At 46.8% G+C, this 16,155-nt stretch carries 12 protein-coding genes and 3 pseudogenes; 4 read left to right on the top strand and 11 right to left on the bottom strand.

All coding sequences use genetic code 11. From position 1 onward, the window contains the following. Positions 1 to 149: 149 nt before the first annotated feature. Positions 150 to 1,120: pseudogene (locus JCM2765_RS07575) on the bottom strand (ketopantoate reductase family protein). A gap of 889 nt (positions 1,121 to 2,009) precedes the next feature. Then, positions 2,010 to 2,948 carry a magnesium transporter CorA family protein gene (locus JCM2765_RS07570; protein WP_054735725.1) on the bottom strand — a complete coding sequence of 313 codons (939 nt, stop codon included), beginning with the start codon at positions 2,946 to 2,948 and terminating at the stop codon, positions 2,010 to 2,012. A 336-nt stretch (positions 2,949 to 3,284) separates the two neighbouring features. On the opposite strand from JCM2765_RS07570, the pseudogene JCM2765_RS07565 reads away from it, so the two are divergent. Continuing rightward, a pseudogene (locus JCM2765_RS07565) lies at positions 3,285 to 4,659 on the top strand (amino acid permease). 384 nt (positions 4,660 to 5,043) lie between these two features. Here JCM2765_RS07565 and JCM2765_RS07560 read toward each other — a convergent pair. Beyond that, on the bottom strand, positions 5,044 to 5,703 hold the full coding sequence (locus JCM2765_RS07560; protein ID WP_054735721.1) for an EAL domain-containing protein: 660 nt from the start codon (positions 5,701 to 5,703) through the stop codon (positions 5,044 to 5,046). Between the two features lie 139 nt (positions 5,704 to 5,842). Here JCM2765_RS07560 and JCM2765_RS07555 point away from each other — a divergent pair. Then, positions 5,843 to 7,244 (top strand): annotated as a pseudogene (locus tag JCM2765_RS07555) (FAD-dependent oxidoreductase). 68 nt (positions 7,245 to 7,312) lie between these two features. On the opposite strand, the gene JCM2765_RS07550 reads toward JCM2765_RS07555, so the two are convergent. The 8 genes from JCM2765_RS07550 to wsfD form a co-directional block, all read right to left on the bottom strand. Further along, positions 7,313 to 8,185 (bottom strand): hypothetical protein, encoded by an 873-nt coding sequence (locus JCM2765_RS07550; protein ID WP_054735717.1) that lies wholly within the window; start codon positions 8,183 to 8,185, stop codon positions 7,313 to 7,315. After that, positions 8,175 to 8,339, bottom strand: coding sequence for a hypothetical protein (locus JCM2765_RS18090; protein ID WP_225352028.1), 165 nt, complete (start codon positions 8,337 to 8,339; stop codon positions 8,175 to 8,177). Before JCM2765_RS18090 ends, JCM2765_RS07550 begins: the two co-directional genes overlap by 11 nt. A gap of 168 nt (positions 8,340 to 8,507) precedes the next feature. Then, positions 8,508 to 10,103 carry a cellulose biosynthesis cyclic di-GMP-binding regulatory protein BcsB gene (locus tag JCM2765_RS07545; protein WP_263849365.1) on the bottom strand — a complete coding sequence of 532 codons (1,596 nt, stop codon included), beginning with the start codon at positions 10,101 to 10,103 and terminating at the stop codon, positions 8,508 to 8,510. Positions 10,104 to 10,232: 129 nt separating this feature from the next. Then, complete coding sequence (locus JCM2765_RS07540) at positions 10,233 to 11,483, bottom strand: glycosyltransferase family 2 protein (protein ID WP_054735714.1); 1,251 nt, start codon at positions 11,481 to 11,483, stop codon at positions 10,233 to 10,235. Between the two features lie 17 nt (positions 11,484 to 11,500). Further along, complete coding sequence (locus JCM2765_RS07535) at positions 11,501 to 11,911, bottom strand: hypothetical protein (protein ID WP_054735712.1); 411 nt, start codon at positions 11,909 to 11,911, stop codon at positions 11,501 to 11,503. Between the two features lie 71 nt (positions 11,912 to 11,982). Next, positions 11,983 to 12,546: a hypothetical protein gene (locus tag JCM2765_RS07530; protein WP_156301720.1), complete on the bottom strand. Its 564-nt coding sequence runs from the start codon at positions 12,544 to 12,546 to the stop codon at positions 11,983 to 11,985. Continuing rightward, positions 12,501 to 13,070, bottom strand: a complete 570-nt coding sequence (locus JCM2765_RS07525; protein ID WP_054735706.1) for a hypothetical protein — start codon at positions 13,068 to 13,070, stop codon at positions 12,501 to 12,503. The genes JCM2765_RS07530 and JCM2765_RS07525 overlap by 46 nt, the downstream gene beginning before the upstream one ends. Then, the gene (gene wsfD, locus JCM2765_RS07520) at positions 13,067 to 14,464 is read right to left on the bottom strand and encodes a glycan biosynthesis hexose transferase WsfD (protein ID WP_054735703.1); all 1,398 of its coding nucleotides are present in this window, start codon (positions 14,462 to 14,464) and stop codon (positions 13,067 to 13,069) included. Before wsfD ends, JCM2765_RS07525 begins: the two co-directional genes overlap by 4 nt. 193 nt (positions 14,465 to 14,657) lie before the next feature. Between wsfD and JCM2765_RS07515 the strand changes: the two genes are divergently transcribed. Together JCM2765_RS07515 and JCM2765_RS07510 are read left to right on the top strand one after the other, a co-directional pair. Continuing rightward, positions 14,658 to 15,041: a hypothetical protein gene (locus JCM2765_RS07515; RefSeq protein ID WP_054735700.1), complete on the top strand. Its 384-nt coding sequence runs from the start codon at positions 14,658 to 14,660 to the stop codon at positions 15,039 to 15,041. 387 nt (positions 15,042 to 15,428) lie between these two features. Then, the gene (locus JCM2765_RS07510) at positions 15,429 to 16,040 is read left to right on the top strand and encodes a LysM peptidoglycan-binding domain-containing protein (RefSeq protein WP_054735696.1); all 612 of its coding nucleotides are present in this window, start codon (positions 15,429 to 15,431) and stop codon (positions 16,038 to 16,040) included. Positions 16,041 to 16,155 lie beyond the last annotated feature (115 nt).

The following is a 16,155-nucleotide window of genomic DNA, read 5'->3' as shown; positions in this document are numbered from 1 at the left end:
CCCGCGGCATCTTCCCACTATAGAAACCCAGAATCATTTCACAAACGAAAGATGCTTACGCTGGACACAAGCGTAAGTCAAAAACTCAGATTTCTCATACGACAAAAACGATGACGCCGAACCTCTCAGCGTCATCGTTTTTCTTCTGATTATTTAGCCGCTTCCTTAGCCTTCTTCTCATTTGCCCGGTGATATTCAGACAAGTGAACCAAGTTGGTCAAGAAAATATGCGTATGGGCTTCATAGTGATGTTCACGACCAAGTTCAGCGATGTAGCCGTTGATGTAGTCAACTTCGGTTGGCCGGTCATGGATCATATCTTGATACATGGATGGGTAGTGCAATGGCATATCGATCCGCGTGTTACGGTCAAGGGCCGTCATTTCTTCGTCACGGGTTGAGACTAACGTGATGCCGGCTCGTTCGCAGATATCGTAGGCTTCGTCGATCAATTGACGACCAAGGTCGTAGGCTTTTTCGAAGTTCCCAAATTCACCCATTTGAATTTCAAATAAGGTACATAACGTGTTGATAACGGAGTTAAAGATAACCTTAGTCATCAACGTTCCCTTGAAGTTGGTAGTCAACGTTGGTTCATTTGGGCCTTTTGAAGTTCGTCGAATAAGCGGTGGGTCATTTCGTCTGGTTTTTCAGTCAAGTTGGCCATGTTCATCTTACCAGCGCCACGCTTGCCCATGAAGTCAACGTCGCCAGGTCCGTTCAAAACGGTCGCAATCAAAGCGGTACCGGCGATGATCTTGTCATCCGCAAAGTACTGTTGCAACTTTTCAATGTGGCCCATCCCGTTCATGCAGGTGAAGGCGTATTGCTTGTCATTGAAGAAGTGTGAGCAGCGTTCCAAGAAGCCGGCTAACTGCATTTGCTTCGTGAAGAAGATCAACATGTCAGGGTCGTCGTTGTAAGATTCTGGGGTTTCCAACTTGATCTTGGTTAAATGACGATCTTTGTGATCCCGGGAAACGTAAACGCCCCCCTGTTCACGAATCTTGTCGATGTGTGGTTGCCACGTATCGATAAAGGTAACGTCATTGCCAGCCTCTTGTAGTAAAATCCCGTACCGTAAACCCATTGCGCCTGCACCAATCATTGCAAATTTCATTAAAATCACACTCCTAAGTAGTTTTGAGCGATTAATGAGAAAAATGGGTCACGCTATGTAAGTTAAACGAGAATAAAAATAGCGCCCTTGGCTAAGTTCATCACTTAGTCAAGCGCTATTGGCGCTGTACCACCTTAATTCACAGTGTCCTCACAACACTGCCTCTCACGCACAGCCATCACTGGCGATACGCTTGTCCGTTAAGGGGGACCCACCGTGAACACTCACACATCGCATTCACTGTTCAGAGGCTACTTTCACGATCAGTACCACTATCCCTTTCCACTCATCGGGACTCACTAGAGCTTGGCTGAAAGCTACTCTCCTCGTCATCACATTTGTTTTTCTCATCAATCGTTAATGTGTCTTTAATTTATACCTTCTTTGGAGATTCGTCAAGGAAAATGTTAAATTTTATTTTACTGGGGATTGTTTTTTTGAAAATAGGTTGGGATTACTTTCATATTATGCAATAAAAATATTGCTACTAAAAAATAATCGAGTTGTTTTGGCGACTTGCTTTGTGGTTAAGTTAGTTTCAGATTTATGCGGAATTCTTTTTTCAGATAATCAGTTTGTTGATTTGGCCCGCCACGCCTAATTCGCAAAGTACTACAAATTGGTTGGTTTGGACGTTGCCATGATTGAGTGGTACCGGCGATGTTCTTTGCTACTACGTTTGTTTCGGCTCGGTGTGGGATTCGCCTTTCCGGATAATCGGTTTTGTTGTGAAGTTTGTCAACACTAGTGCTTTTAGGCCACCACGCCGAAATGCGCAAAGAAAAGCAGGGAGTTGCACGTAAGGGCGGCAAAGTCATACTGGCCAAAACCCAGCCAGTATGACTTTGCCGCCCTTACGCTCCACTCCCTAACCGCTTTTCTTTGCGCTCTACAAATCTCGATGCCTAATCAAATACCACAACAACCCCACAATCGGCACAATGGACAACCCAATCGACAGCTCCCACGCCCACGGCTCACCCGTCAGCGGGAGCTTCATGTTCATGCCCCAAAAACCAGAAACGATTGGTGGCACCGCCAATGCCAGTGACCACACCGTCATGATCCGCATCGTGTTGTTCAAACTGTTATCCAGCAAGTTGTTGTAGCTACTTGTGGTTCGCTCCACGATCTCAGCTGCGATGTTAGCCATTTCTCGACTCTGTTCGACCTCAATTTGGAGGTCAACTAAGTTCTGCATCTCCGCCTTTGAGATTTGGAGCGGGTCGTCATCCGCATCCGACATCACCTGTAACTGCTGAATCGCGATGACGTTGTTATTAGCGGCCGTTCTCAAATACACTAGCCGCTTATCCAACTCTGATAGCTGCGCAATTTGACGATTGCTGGGTCGCTTACCATAGTGTTCCAAGCTTTCACGAATCTTGCTCATATCGTCAATTCGATCTAAATAGTCTTCATTGAGTTGAAACAGCAACCGAAAAACCAACAAAAAGAGACTATCTTCAATTTGTCGTTCCTGAAGTTCGGTTACGATTTGCTTCAAAACACCCGTCACATACCGGTTCTTGCGATGCGTCACCGTGATCAGCGTCTTGCCCCGAAAAATAAAACAGAGTGGCACCGTATCATAGTAATTCGTTTGCCCCGCCGCCCGTTCCTCACGGTTGATCGACCGGTAAATCAATAGGCCGCACTGTTGCTGAGCGTCATAGTCAAATCGGGCCCGTTCCCGGGAATCTTTCATGTACGAGAGGTATTTAGCAGAAATCTGGTGGTCTTCTCGTAACTTTTGTAAGTCCGCATCCGTTGGTTCATCAATCGACAGCCAGGTTAAGTCTTGCCAGAGCTGGTGCGTTGTCATCATTCAAATCAGTCCTTTTTAATCGTCATATTATTGAAAAATGTCCGTTTCAATTCTCAAATTCATGTAAGCTCAGTCAATTTTTCAGTTCTTACCGTCAACTTATCTAAGGTCATTGTACGGCCTGCTTGTTTTCAGACGACTGTACCGAAACCACTCGTTTTCATTGCCGACAGTAACTTGCGCTCCCACCGTTTTTCGTGTAGCATGTTCTCATACGATATTAATAAATAATGATGGGGGTAGTGTCACTATTTATCGTTATCATAACATATAATTTTGTGGACCTCATCCATCGATGGGCTACATAACTTACGTCAGTTTTGAACTTATTTGGTCATGAAAGGGATTAGACTTATGAAACGAAAACTAAGCGCCCGCCAGATGCAAATGATTGCATTAGGGGGAACGATTGGGGTCGGCCTGTTTATGGGCTCGACGTCAACCATTAAGTGGACGGGCCCCTCTGTGCTGATTGCCTACGCAATCGCGGGGATCTTTTTATATTTAATTATGCGTGCTTTGGGTGAAATGCTTTACGTTGACCCAGACACCGGCTCATTTTCCAAGTTTGCGACGAATATATTCACCCGTTGGCGGGCTACCTCACCGCCTGGAGTAATATCTTCCAGTTCGTGGTCGTGGGCATGAGTGAAATGATTGCGATTGGGGGGTACTTCGAGTTCTGGTGGCCAGGATTACCAGCCTGGATTCCCGGAATCGTTGCCATCACCTTCCTGTGTTTAGCCAACCTGATTTCCGTTAAGATGTTTGGGGAACTGGAATTCTGGTTTGCCTTGATCAAGGTGGTCACGATTATTTTAATGATCGTTGTTGGCCTTGGCCTGATCGTCTTCGGGATCGGTAACGGCTTCCACCCAATCGGTATTTCCAACATGTGGACCCACGGCTTCTTTACCGGTGGTTTCAAGGGCTTTATCTTCGCCCTTTCAATCGTGTTGGCTTCCTACCAAGGGATCGAACTGATTGGGGTCACTGCTGGTGAAGCAGAAAACCCTCAAGATACGTTGGTCAAAGCGATTCGCTCAACGGTCTTCCGAATCTTGATTTTCTACATCGGCGCCATCTTCGTAATTTTAAGTATCTACCATGGAACCAACTCAACAACGTTGGCTCACCATTCGTGGAAACCTTCGCTAAGATTGGGATCACTGCCGCAGCTTCAATCATTAACTTCGTGGTGATCACTGCTGCCCTTTCCGGTTCGAACTCCGGGATCTACAGTGCTAGCCGGATGTCATTTACGTTAGCTAACAACGGTCAATTACCAAAGCGGTTCTTAAAGCTGAACCGTCATGGTGTTCCTTTCTACTCGGTTATCGCCATTTCCTTCGGGATCTTCTTGGGCGTGGTCCTCGACTTCGTTCTGCCATACGTGTACAAGGGTGCCGACAATATTTTCGTCATGGTTTACAGTTCAAGTGTCCTTCCCGGTATGGTGCCATGGTTCGTGATTTTGATCAGTCAAATCGAGTTCCGTAAGCAACACAAAGCCAAGATGGACCAGCATCCGTTCAAGATGCCATTTTCACCATACTCAAACTACCTCACGTTGGCCTTCTTATTGCTAACGTTGATCTTCATGTTCTTCAACCCAGAAACCAGAATTTCAATTATCGTCGGGGTCGTCTTCTTAGCCCTGATGACGGTGTTGTACTTCGTTAAGTTTCATGGGAAGGTGAAGGTGGACTAGAGAGCGAAGCAAAGCGCTTAAAGACTGGAGCATAAGGCCCCGCCAACATAAACCCCGGTTTTTGGGGTTTGTGTTGGCGGGGCCTTATGTGCAAGTCTTTGCTTTGCGGAGCTCATTTCGGCGCAGAAGCCTAAAAACAGTTACGTCCGCAAGCTTCACACTGGTACCGATAATTGCCAACTAAAAGCCAAAGTGGCGCTGAAAGCAATGCACGTCGCCAATTCCACTCAATATCCTTAAAACAGTATTTTGCTTGTACAGTACAGAATAGGTATATCACCACACAGTTTCAGTCAAAAAAAGCACCCAAACCAGCTCATTGGTTCAGGTGCTTTTTTTAATGCTGTTCCCCAATCAACAACGTTAATCCCCTTAAATCGACCGTTAGCTAAATAAATGTGGCTTCCCGTAGTAGTAACCCTGACGTAGTGGAATCTCCAATTCATCCAGTAACGCATCATCTTCAGCTGTTTCGGTGCCTTCAACAATTAGCCGCAATTGGTGTTTCGCCGCAACGTCTCGCCAATAACGCAGTTGCTCAGGAATCTCGGTCGTCCGCTCAGACTGCCGAAAATTCTGCATGGCAACTTTAATTTCACTCGCATCGGGCAATAGCGCTTCTATACTCTCATACACATTGCGACCAGTCCCAACATCATCCAGGCTCAACTGAATGCCGTGTTGTTCGTATTCGGCCGCCGACTGCTTTAATTGCGCAATCGTTACGTCCTGATCACTTTCTTCCTCGGTCACTTCAACGACTAACGTGACCGGGTAAATTGCGTGTTGGGCATCAATCAGTGCCGCTGCCATATCACGATTTACAAATTGCGTTCGGTTCAAATTAAACGAAACCGAACCCACTTTTAAGGCTAATCGATTAGCAACCTGCTTTAACAGGTCAACTTGAATATCCAACGGAATTGACGCAAAATTTTGGGGAAGGATCCAGCGGTCATCAGCCGATTTACGAATTAGCATCTCATAACCGATCAACGAATTCGTAAATTTATTCAGCTGTGGTTGAATAAAATATCGGTACATTGGCACGCTCCCCCGAATTTTATTTAAAATAACAGGTTAATTATATCATTATTGATGTAGAATATAGGTATAATTATTTGACAATCATAAGCAACTAAGAATCATTCTAAAAAGCTTTAAGTTAGGAGAGGCCAACACCATGAAAATTATCGTTATTGGCTGCACCCACGCTGGGACAATTGCAGCTACTGAGATTTTAAAAAATCACCCAGACGCCGACGTGACAATCTACGAACGGCATAATAACTTTTCGTTTCTTTCCTGTGGGATCGCACTTTACCTTGATGGGCAAGTTAAGCGTTTAGAGGACATGTTTTACTCGTCGCCAGATGAACTGCGCGAATTGGGCGCAACCGTACACGATAACCACGATGTGTTAAAGGTTAACGCCAAGGAACACACCGTTCAAGTTGCCGATATGAAATCAGGTGAAGTCTTCACTGATACCTACGACAAGTTGATCATGACCACTGGCTCTTCAGTTGTCGTTCCCCCACTATTCGGGATCGATAATTCACGGGTTCTGCTGTGCAAGAACTATCAGCAAGCCCAAGCAATTTATAACGCCGCTCAAAAATACCACCATATCGCCATCATTGGGGCCGGTTACTCCGGCACGGAATTTGCAGAAAGCCTGTCTAAAACGGGCCATGACGTGCAAATGTTCCAATCACGTGGGCAAATTTTGAACAACTACGTGGGCAAGCGGATGTCATCTTGGGCCGTTGATTTACTGCGTGACCACGATATTACGGTTCACCTTGAGCACCGGGTAACTGCCTTTACGGGTAACGATGACGGCACTTTGACGATTGAAACCAACCAAGGGGATTTCCAAACCGACGTTGCCATCGTCAGCACCGGCTTCGTTCCAAACACCTCGCTGTTACGGGGCCAAGTTGACATCGAAAAACACGGGTCACTGTTGACTAACAAATACATGCAGACTTCTGACCCTGACATTTACGCTGCTGGTGACTGTGCCATGGTTCGCTTTAACCCAACGGGCGAAGCAGCTTACACCCCACTTGCAACGAACGCCATTCGTCAGGCGATGTTAGTTGCCCACAACGTCTTTGGCAACACGTACCCCTACATGGGGACCCAAGCAACCTCAGCCCTTAAACTATTCGGGACCGCCCTTGCAACGACGGGGTTAACGTTAGAACACGCCCAAGCCTATGGGTTAAACGCTCAAGAAGTCGTTTATGATGGCACCTGGCACCGGAATACTTGCCACATACGGATCCACTGACGATTATCTTGATTTATAACCGAGATAACCGGAAGATTCTGGGCGCACAACTCCGGAGTGATCACGATATTACCCATCAGCGAATACCATTTCGCTAGCCATCCAAAATAACAACACCATCGATGATCTCTCACTGGTGGACATGTTGTTTAACTCGAACTTTGATTCGCCGTTCAACTACCTCAACATGGTTGCCCAATTAGCCGTGGAACAAGAACGGGAAGCCGGGTTCGATGAAGCGCGCTTCACTGCCCCAGGTTATTCAAAATTGGATGATGAAAACTAATCCTGCTTTACTAAACGGAACTGAATGACTCAGTTTCGTTTTTTATTGCCTAAAATCCCGATATCGAACTATTTTTCCCCGCTCTGACCCACATCAAATTCCATCTCCCGAACGCCTTCATTCATCAAATCATATGGATTGGCCATCGTCTCCGGGTTCCAACTTGCGACACCTGAGACGAGTGCGGTATCCAATGACTTCAACTCCGCTTCAGCTAGCAATTGCGTTGCGAAAGTCCGCTTGATTCGAGCGATGGCAACCGCCGCAGTTTCAGCATCCGCATACAGAATCGTGCCCCATGTTGGCAACTGATTGTCCAAATAATAGGTCACATCATTATCCCGCGTTGCAGTCGTTAACGTGTTGGACGTCATCGTCAACAGCGTTTGTAATTGCTGTTCACTGATCAGTTGCTGCAACTCATGGTAATAGCGAATTCGAAAAACGACCATGGTGACCGGCAACTGAAACCGCCGGTGATTTTCGATAAATACCCGGGCGTCCGCTACATAAGCCACCGTTGTTCGCAAATTAGTTTGTAAATCAAAGGCACCCCGTTCTGCCAACTGCGTCCTTAACAAGTCGTTATTCGCTTGTAATTGCTGTTGCTGGCTCATCATCATAGCGAGCGTCCCGGATAACAGGCCGGGAATAACTAACCAGAAGCTGAGCGTCAATGGTAATTGCCCGGCATGGTGCCAATTTACGGCTACCATCAACGCCGTCTGCCCCAAAACGAATAGTAAGTTTCCCAGTAACCCTGGAACGATGCCGAAGAAATAGGTCACCAACATCACGACTAACGTGATGCCCATATAACAGGCGTTTAGCCAGAGTTGATGCGTAATGCCAGCTAGTACGACGGTTAAGCTGATCACCGTTAAAAACAGCAATAAACCGACATCCGCTAGTAAACTTGCCCGACTATCATCAGCGTGCATCGTGCTTCGCCTCCCGTTTCAAAAAGCCGTTTTTTCGTAAAATCAAGATGACGGCACCGCCTAAAATCACGAAACACCCCAAGCCAGCTGCTAAAAAGAGCAGTAGTTGCGAGTGCGTTTGAATAAGCCGAGGCACCGGCATCGTTTGACGCAACGCCTTATTCTTCTTAAATCGGTAACTAAAATGATGGTTATCACGATCTACTAAAATGGCATCCGCATCCCGGTACTGTTGGACGTTGCGTTGTAAGTTGATCTGCGTTGAGGCCCGATAAACGTCCGTTGCTTCGAGGCCGTTACCACTAACAACGCTCGTTGCGCGTTATAGGGTGAGCGAATTAGTTGGGCCGTTCCCACATTTTGAGCATAACGACTTTCTAGACTTAACTTCGTTCGAACGAAAACCCGTAAACTGGCGGTTAAATTGAAAGTATAACTGTGAATTCAACTGCTTGATCAAGTTATTTTGAGCTGGCGTCCCAAACGCGATCACGCTACTCGTTTTTAACACTGCCCGGCTTGGTTGATGCCGGTAAACCTGAATGGTACCGGTGTTTTGCTGAACGAAATTTCCCATCAGATTAAACAGGTTCGTCAACGTTGCAAAGTCCGCCGGGGCCATTGTCTGTGGTGCCACTACAACCACGTGGTTAAAGGTTCGATTCTTAATGAACGTACTGGGATAGTTATCAAACAACAAATCTCGGTTGGGTTGCGATTTAATAAACGCTTGTGAGCCACTTAGAACCGTTGCCCACGGTGTTTGACTGACTGCCCGATCGTTATCCTGACCAGGCAACATGAGATCAAAGCCCACTTGGATCGTAAACGCATTGCTCAGCGACTTATTAGGTGGCAATTTAACGGTAAGTTCATCGTTGTCCGCTCGTGCAACCGATAACCGCCGACTACCGATTGGCTGCCCATTGACCTTGATGGTAACTAATGATTGTTTAAAATTCAGATTTTTCGAGTAACGAAATTTTAAATGAATCGTCGATCCGTTGGCGTTCGTTCGATCGGTCGGTAAACTAACAAAGTAGGCCTTTTCCTGATGATCCGTTCCCGTTAATTGGTCATCCGTCGGCGTTAGTTGATAACTGCCATCATACTGAAGCGTCGACGTATACGTCGGTGTGCCACCGGTAACTCGTTTAGCGGCTTGACTGGTTTCACGCATCAGTTCTTGATTGGCCACAAACTTGGCCGCTTTGATTAGCAGCTGATCCGTTTTGGCAGTCACAACTAACAGTTGGTGACCTTCAAGTTTCAGTGTTTGGATCAGTGCCCCACCCTGCATCTTTTTCACGTCTATCCGTTCTCGAACCACCTTAGGTAGCCGATGATAGCGCGCAATCAACATCTGATAATGCGCCCGTTTTACCTTTGAATCGGTTAGTTGAACAACGGGCAACTGCTCATCTTCAGTCGTGATTAATCGCGATTGCCCCGCTAAAGCGTACAGGCTAGCGGTTAGCTCGGCCTGACTTGGTTGGTCAGGGATCGCCATCACCGCTTGTTGGTCAACAATCGTATCAGTCCCAGTAAAGTGTTCATAAAAAGAATTAATTTTTGATTCAGCCGGCGCAATATCGTACTCAAAGTTCACGTTACTCCGTTGGTCGATCGTCAACCAGTTAGCTGGTGTTGGCGCAACAGTCACTCGTTGTTTATCTACCTGATTCAGTAATTGCCCTCGAACTTGAAGGTTGTTCGTTCCCGCAATCAATCGCGTTGGAATGTTGAGTTGCTTAGTCTGAAGACCAGTCGTTGCTTGTGGTCGAAACGAAGCAACTGCCACACCGTTTAACGTTACGGTGACGTCCGACGTCTGGCGATCGCTTAATTGCGATAATTGAAAATTAAGGTTAAGGGTCGCCGTTTTTAAGCGCCAGTACCCCATTTTGACAAAATACATATTGGCCTGCACTGATTTCCCCATTAACGTTGTCGTTTGATTTTGGAACGGTTGCGTATAACTTTGGCTCGCGCCACCATCGTGAAACTCATCAAACCAGTGATAACAACGGCCACCAGCCCCAGTATTTTAATAACGCTTTGTTTTATACCACTTTGCTTGTTGGTGAAAAATGTGTTCACGAACATACGCCCCCATTCCGTAAGCTGCAACTGCTAACCACATCTGACTGTAAACAACGTACATTAAGCCGATCAATCCCAAATTAACCCACGTCATCTCGCCCTTTTCCGTTGTAATCGTTAGAAACGTACTCATCATAAAGAGCGCAATCGCAAACACCCAAAGTCCGTTACCGATTCCGGGAAGGGTCGAATGGACCACGCCCGCTACACTAAGCACAAACACCGCATCGGAGAAGAGAAGCGCCGTCATCAATAGGAAGTAAATCGCAAAAAAGTAAAGCAAATCAAACCGGATCCGGCGTCCCTGAGGCCTTAATAGTAACGGTAAGTTCTTCAAAACGACGTAGATGTTGCCCTTCACCCACCTCGTCCGCTGCCGAAACCAAACGTCCAACGTCTGTGGCTCCTGTTCCCACGTCACGGCTTGTGGTTGAAACTGAATGCGATAGCCCAATTGATAGAGTCGAAAACTAATCTCAGTATCTTCGGCCAACGCCTGAACGTCCCAACCGCCAACCGCTGTCAGCACTGACCGGCGAATGACATAATTGGTACCAGGAATCGTACAAAGTTTAAATAACTGTTGGCGGCCGGCCTGCGCCATCCACTGAAAGGCCAAGGTTTCAATGTTAATGAAGCGGGTCAAAATGGTCGCTAATTTATTACGCGTTCGAAACTTACCGATCACTGCCCCGACCTGTTCATCTCGCATCAACGTTGCCACTAACGCCCGCAACGCACCCGACTCCGGGGTATTATCGGCATCATAGATTGAAATGAGACTCCCGTGAGCACGTTTTAACCCAATATTTAACGCGTTCGACTTACCACGCCCCCCCGTCTTTGCATCTGTATTGATCACCGTTAATGCTCGCCCTGAGTACTGCGCCTGTAATTGGGCCAACACCGCTGCAGAATCATCACTGGAATTATCGTTGATGACGATCAACTCATAACGATTGATCGGATAATCAAATGCCATTAACGCCTGAACGGTCTTGGTCAGCACCCGACCTTCGTTATGGGCTGGCACTAAAATCGACACCATCGGCGGCTGCTTTGGTAAGCGCGCTTCTGGCGTCCGGTGCCATTTCAAATAAAAGCCGTAACCTGCAATGGTGAGGATCAAGTTCACAATTAAAATCAACCAAATTGCCAACACGGCAATGAATAAAACTGTATCAACTGCTGACATTAGCGTGACGTACTCCTTTAATCAGATTTAATAAACATTCGGCGGTAAACCCGATAACCCAAGACCCCGAAGACGAGTAAAACCGCCCCAATCACCATAAACAGCACCAGTAAAACGTGGGACTGCGCTTGAAAATACCGGTCGATCCATCTTACTTGCCGCTTAGGTTGCCGTTGACGCCACCAACCGGGGCCGACATCCAAATCAGCAACGACTCGGCCATTTAACTGATACGTGCCAGCTTGATATTGCACATCCGCTGTCCCCGCCTTAATTCGGGTCGTGAGCGCTCCTAGTGCCGGATTAAACCACGTTAACTGCAATCGTCGCAGTTGCCGGCGAAGCGCCTGACGATCAGTTGCTCGTTGCGGTAACGGCACCGTCAACGCCGTTGGCATCTGAAACTGAATCGCTTCTGCATGCGTCACCGCTGATAGTTGATTCAGTGGAACTCCGAAAAAACTGTGGGCATAGGTTCGGGCTCGTTGGTTGTGATCCGTCAGTTTAGCGGCGGTCGCGTCGGTAACAGTAAATTAGTTGAGGCCAATGACAGCCCCGCCGTTTGCGTTCGAAGCGTTTGGTTCCATCGCCCTGGTGAACTTAAGCCTACTGGAAATACATTGTGCTGGCTAAGCGCCGTAACCTCTGTCCGTAATACTCGCTGGAGCGTCCGGCCACGTAAGCGTTGAATCCCCGTTTCAATCGGCGTCCTTAAAAAAATGATGCCATTACGCTTCTCCGCTGCCCGAAGTACTGCACTAAACCGTTCAAAGGCCGGAAGCTTCGTATTAACGTCAACGCTCGTCGTACTAATTGCGAATGGAATCCCTTCGTGATAAAGCAACCGAATGACTCGAAGCAACGCGTTCATATCCGAATACGGCGTCACACCAGTAATTGTCAAAAGTGGCGGCTGCGGTTGACCGGTATGAAACAGTGTCCTAATCGTCTTGGCGACCATAATCAACGCTAGTCCCTGTGGTTCAAAATATGGCAGATATCCCCGTTGATGGTTAACTAATCCAAACGGGTAGTGCCGTTCTTGAGCGGTTTGGGTGACCAACCACCCTGAGTTTGACTAGTCGTTGCTAAGCGCGTCAGCCCCGTCATCGCAACTTGATATGGCAGTAACTGTTGCTGCTCGCCCTCTCGTAGGTTGAATTGTTGATGGTGCAACGCCACTCGTTTTGCCCCTAGCCGTTTGGCCTCCCAGGCTGTTAAATTAGTACCAATGTGCAGATCAGGACCGTTAAATTTTTGGCGATCTCGCTCAAACGTAGCGTTCCCCAAGCGCGATTGCGGCCAATTGATCATTGTGATCACACCTGAATATCGCCGTGGCGTTAATTGGTGCGCACGATACGCGGTTAACCGAACTGTTTCTACCGGTAGGGCCATACTAGTCAATAAGCGTTGCAGGGCGTCCAGTTGCGCGGGAGCGGTCGTCGCGGCATTTTGAGAATCAACTACTAATAAAACGGGTTTGGTTGCTGCTTCAGTCCTTGTCGATTGTGACAACAGTCCCCATCCCAATCCGAATACCACGCCAATCATCGCCCACCACCGTTGCCATTTTCTCGTAATCACTCATCCTCCGTCCCGCGCAGTATGCGCCGGTGGCAGCAATCAGCTACCACCAAGATCAAACTTAAATTTAGGCAGGCTACGACCGGAACTAAGTGCACTGCCAGATTAGCTAAGCCATAGTTCACGATTGTTACGATTGGAATCAATATAATCGTCGTTAACAACCCAAACATCATCATGAAGCGACTAAACCCCGCCCACTGATGACGTCGGAGACCAGTCACTAAGCCCACCGCGTAACCGCTAAGGATCACCAAAGCTAATAGCACGTTGAAGCCATACGTTTTCGGATAAAACGTTGCCATCAACTGGCTATAACCGACAAAGCTAATCACTGATCCTTGCGTTGTGAGTGGGATTACCAGTGTGTTTTTAGCCATCACATTTAACAACCGTGAAAATTGCGTGCCACTATTTACATACGACGTCACCACCCAAGAGAGGTTGTAGCGCTGAAGCAAGTGACGTTGGGTATACGCCCCGTTCGGTTTAAGGGCCGCATATGCAGTTGGATAATAGGCGTTCCCCCGCATTAACGTAAACTGAGGGTTGATCTGTTTAGCGGCCGGATACCGCTCCGGATGCTGATTTTCAACTAACGCACCTTGAGTAAAGGCCTGATACTTATTCATCATCTGCGCATCCTTCGGTAAGTTAGTCGCCGTTATCACGCTGAATATCAAAATTAAACCGATGCCTGCAATGAGGTAGGGGCGTCTTTTTTCTAGCATCGGTCCACACCAGAGACTCAGCGTTATAAAGATGACCCCAACACACCAGAAGTTGCCATCCTCATTAACCATTAGTAGTAGGATCACCGCCATAAAATAACTAAATACCAGCCATAGTTTGGCAGTTTTATATCTAATAAGTAATAACGCCAGTGCCACCACGTAAACAATCAGAATCAAAGTCGCCGCCTGCGGATACAAGGAATTAAAATAACGAACGATGCCCGCATCCGCCAAAACAACGACCACCAGTCCCGCTAAAAAGTAGTTCTTAACGGTTCGTTTGGGCGTCGTAATTGCCCACGTCAACAAACCAATACCACCCAGATAGATCAGCCCGTATACAAAGCCAAGGTAACGAATATCAAAAAAATGGGAATGACCAGTTAACCGACTCAGTAACATAGCGATTTGAATCAATAACGACTGGGTCGTCCCGTGAACCAAAAATGCCGGATTGTAGTACTGCATCACACCAAAGTGCCAGCTAAACCGAGTTGCGTGCGACAATTGATAAAGCCCATTTGATCGTAAAACACCAGCAAAATCACCATTATCAACGTATCCCGGTGCAAATAAAATCTGACAGCCAATAATACCGGCACTCAGTACCACCGCAACCCATACCGGTGACGGCCTCAGTCGATTTAATTGCCACTTCACTTCGTTCACCTCATTCGTACATGCGCACCTGCTGTCTATACCGATTTGATTGTACCCAATTTAGTTTCTAACTGCCATAAAAATCTGTTACGATTATGGTGAGAAAAACTGTTTGATTACTAAGCAAACAATGGCGTTTTTTATAGCCGCCCTCACATAGTTTGACACTATCTTTAGAAAGTAGGTTCGTTCAATGTCGTCACTCACCCCAGAACTCGCAGCATTTTACAATACCACCAAATTAACCATGCTCGATCACGCACTCACGGCCACTGAGCAAGAAACGTTTGCCAAACAAGCTGCTCAATTAAATCAGCACTTTGAAAATCCACTTGCGGCAAAATTAGCAACTGCTTATCACCAACTCATCACCGCCAATCTCTCATCTGCGGATCACCAAACGTTTTACCTTTTAGCTTGTCACCTTGATCACACGACCTCATTACATCCTATCTCGCCGCAACAGGTGCAAGACTGGCGTCGCGACCAAAGTGCCGAACTCGGATTGATCACCGAAAACGCGTTTTTGCTCGACCAACTTAGTGTCGATGAAACGGCAATTTTAGCGTTATTGTAACAATTCTGTCACCTTAATTTTCAATTTGAACCGCCCTTATTCAGGAATTGGAGCTGTGTCTCCTCCGCGATGAGGGCGGTTTTTTCGCTTATCTTTGTTTAATTCCCGTTTTATATGTCGAGTTAATTCTCATTTTCTAACTTCGCTTTCATTTCGTTGTAATGTTTTAGTCATGTTTCGCTTACATATTTCATAACATCACACGAATATGACAATATTACAGTTAGATGTACGAGTCCTAAATTAATGTAGCGGTTTTGTTACTGAAATCCGCTTTTTGCATGTTATAGTAGTGAGCGTGGTCAGAAATATTAATACTTTTCTTATCATACTATTAAATAAAATCCTATATTACTCGGATATCTTGAAAGGTTGGAAACATACTCGATGTTACAAAAAACGTTCGTTACTCGTAGTTTAATCCTGTTCGGCACCCTGATTGGTTTGGGCTTTGCCACCACTTCAGCTTCCGCCGCTACCACCTATACCGTTAAGTCTGGCGACAGTCTCTGGGCTATCGCAGACCAATTCAACACCACGACTCAAGCAATCGTGAACGCTAACCACCTCTCTGGCACTAGCGCAACGATCCATCCAAATGAACGCCTCATCGTTAAGAAGGCCGCTAAATCAACGGCATCGACTCAAATCAAGGATCTCCCTGAAACGAGTACGACAACTAAAACCAGCACTGACACGAACAGCACCACAACGTCAGGCTGGCAAACCATGGTCGCAACGGCTTACGATCCTCAAGTCGCCGCTGGTGGCCAAGGCACTTCAATCCCAACCGGGACTGGCGTTGCCGCTGCTTTAGACCGTTTCCCTAAGGGGACTGAACTTGAAATCAAGTTCCAAGACGGTCATACAGAACAACGAGTGGTTAACGATACTGGAACTTTTGCTTACAGCAACCCTAACCAACTCGATATCTCAATGACCAACGCTGAAGCCATGCAATTTGGTCGCCAATCGATCCAAGTTCGGGTTATTGGGTAATTCAACAATCATTAAAAAACGACTTTTAGAAGGTTCAGCCCTCCTGAAAGTCGTTTTTTCGTGCCCTCACCCGCACCACCAGCCAAGTGCCCAACCCGATCACTACTGGATAGGT

This window comes from Secundilactobacillus similis DSM 23365 = JCM 2765 (genome assembly GCF_001311075.1).
Lineage (GTDB): Bacteria > Bacillota > Bacilli > Lactobacillales > Lactobacillaceae > Secundilactobacillus > Secundilactobacillus similis.
This window is presented reverse-complemented; position numbering and strand designations above follow the sequence as displayed.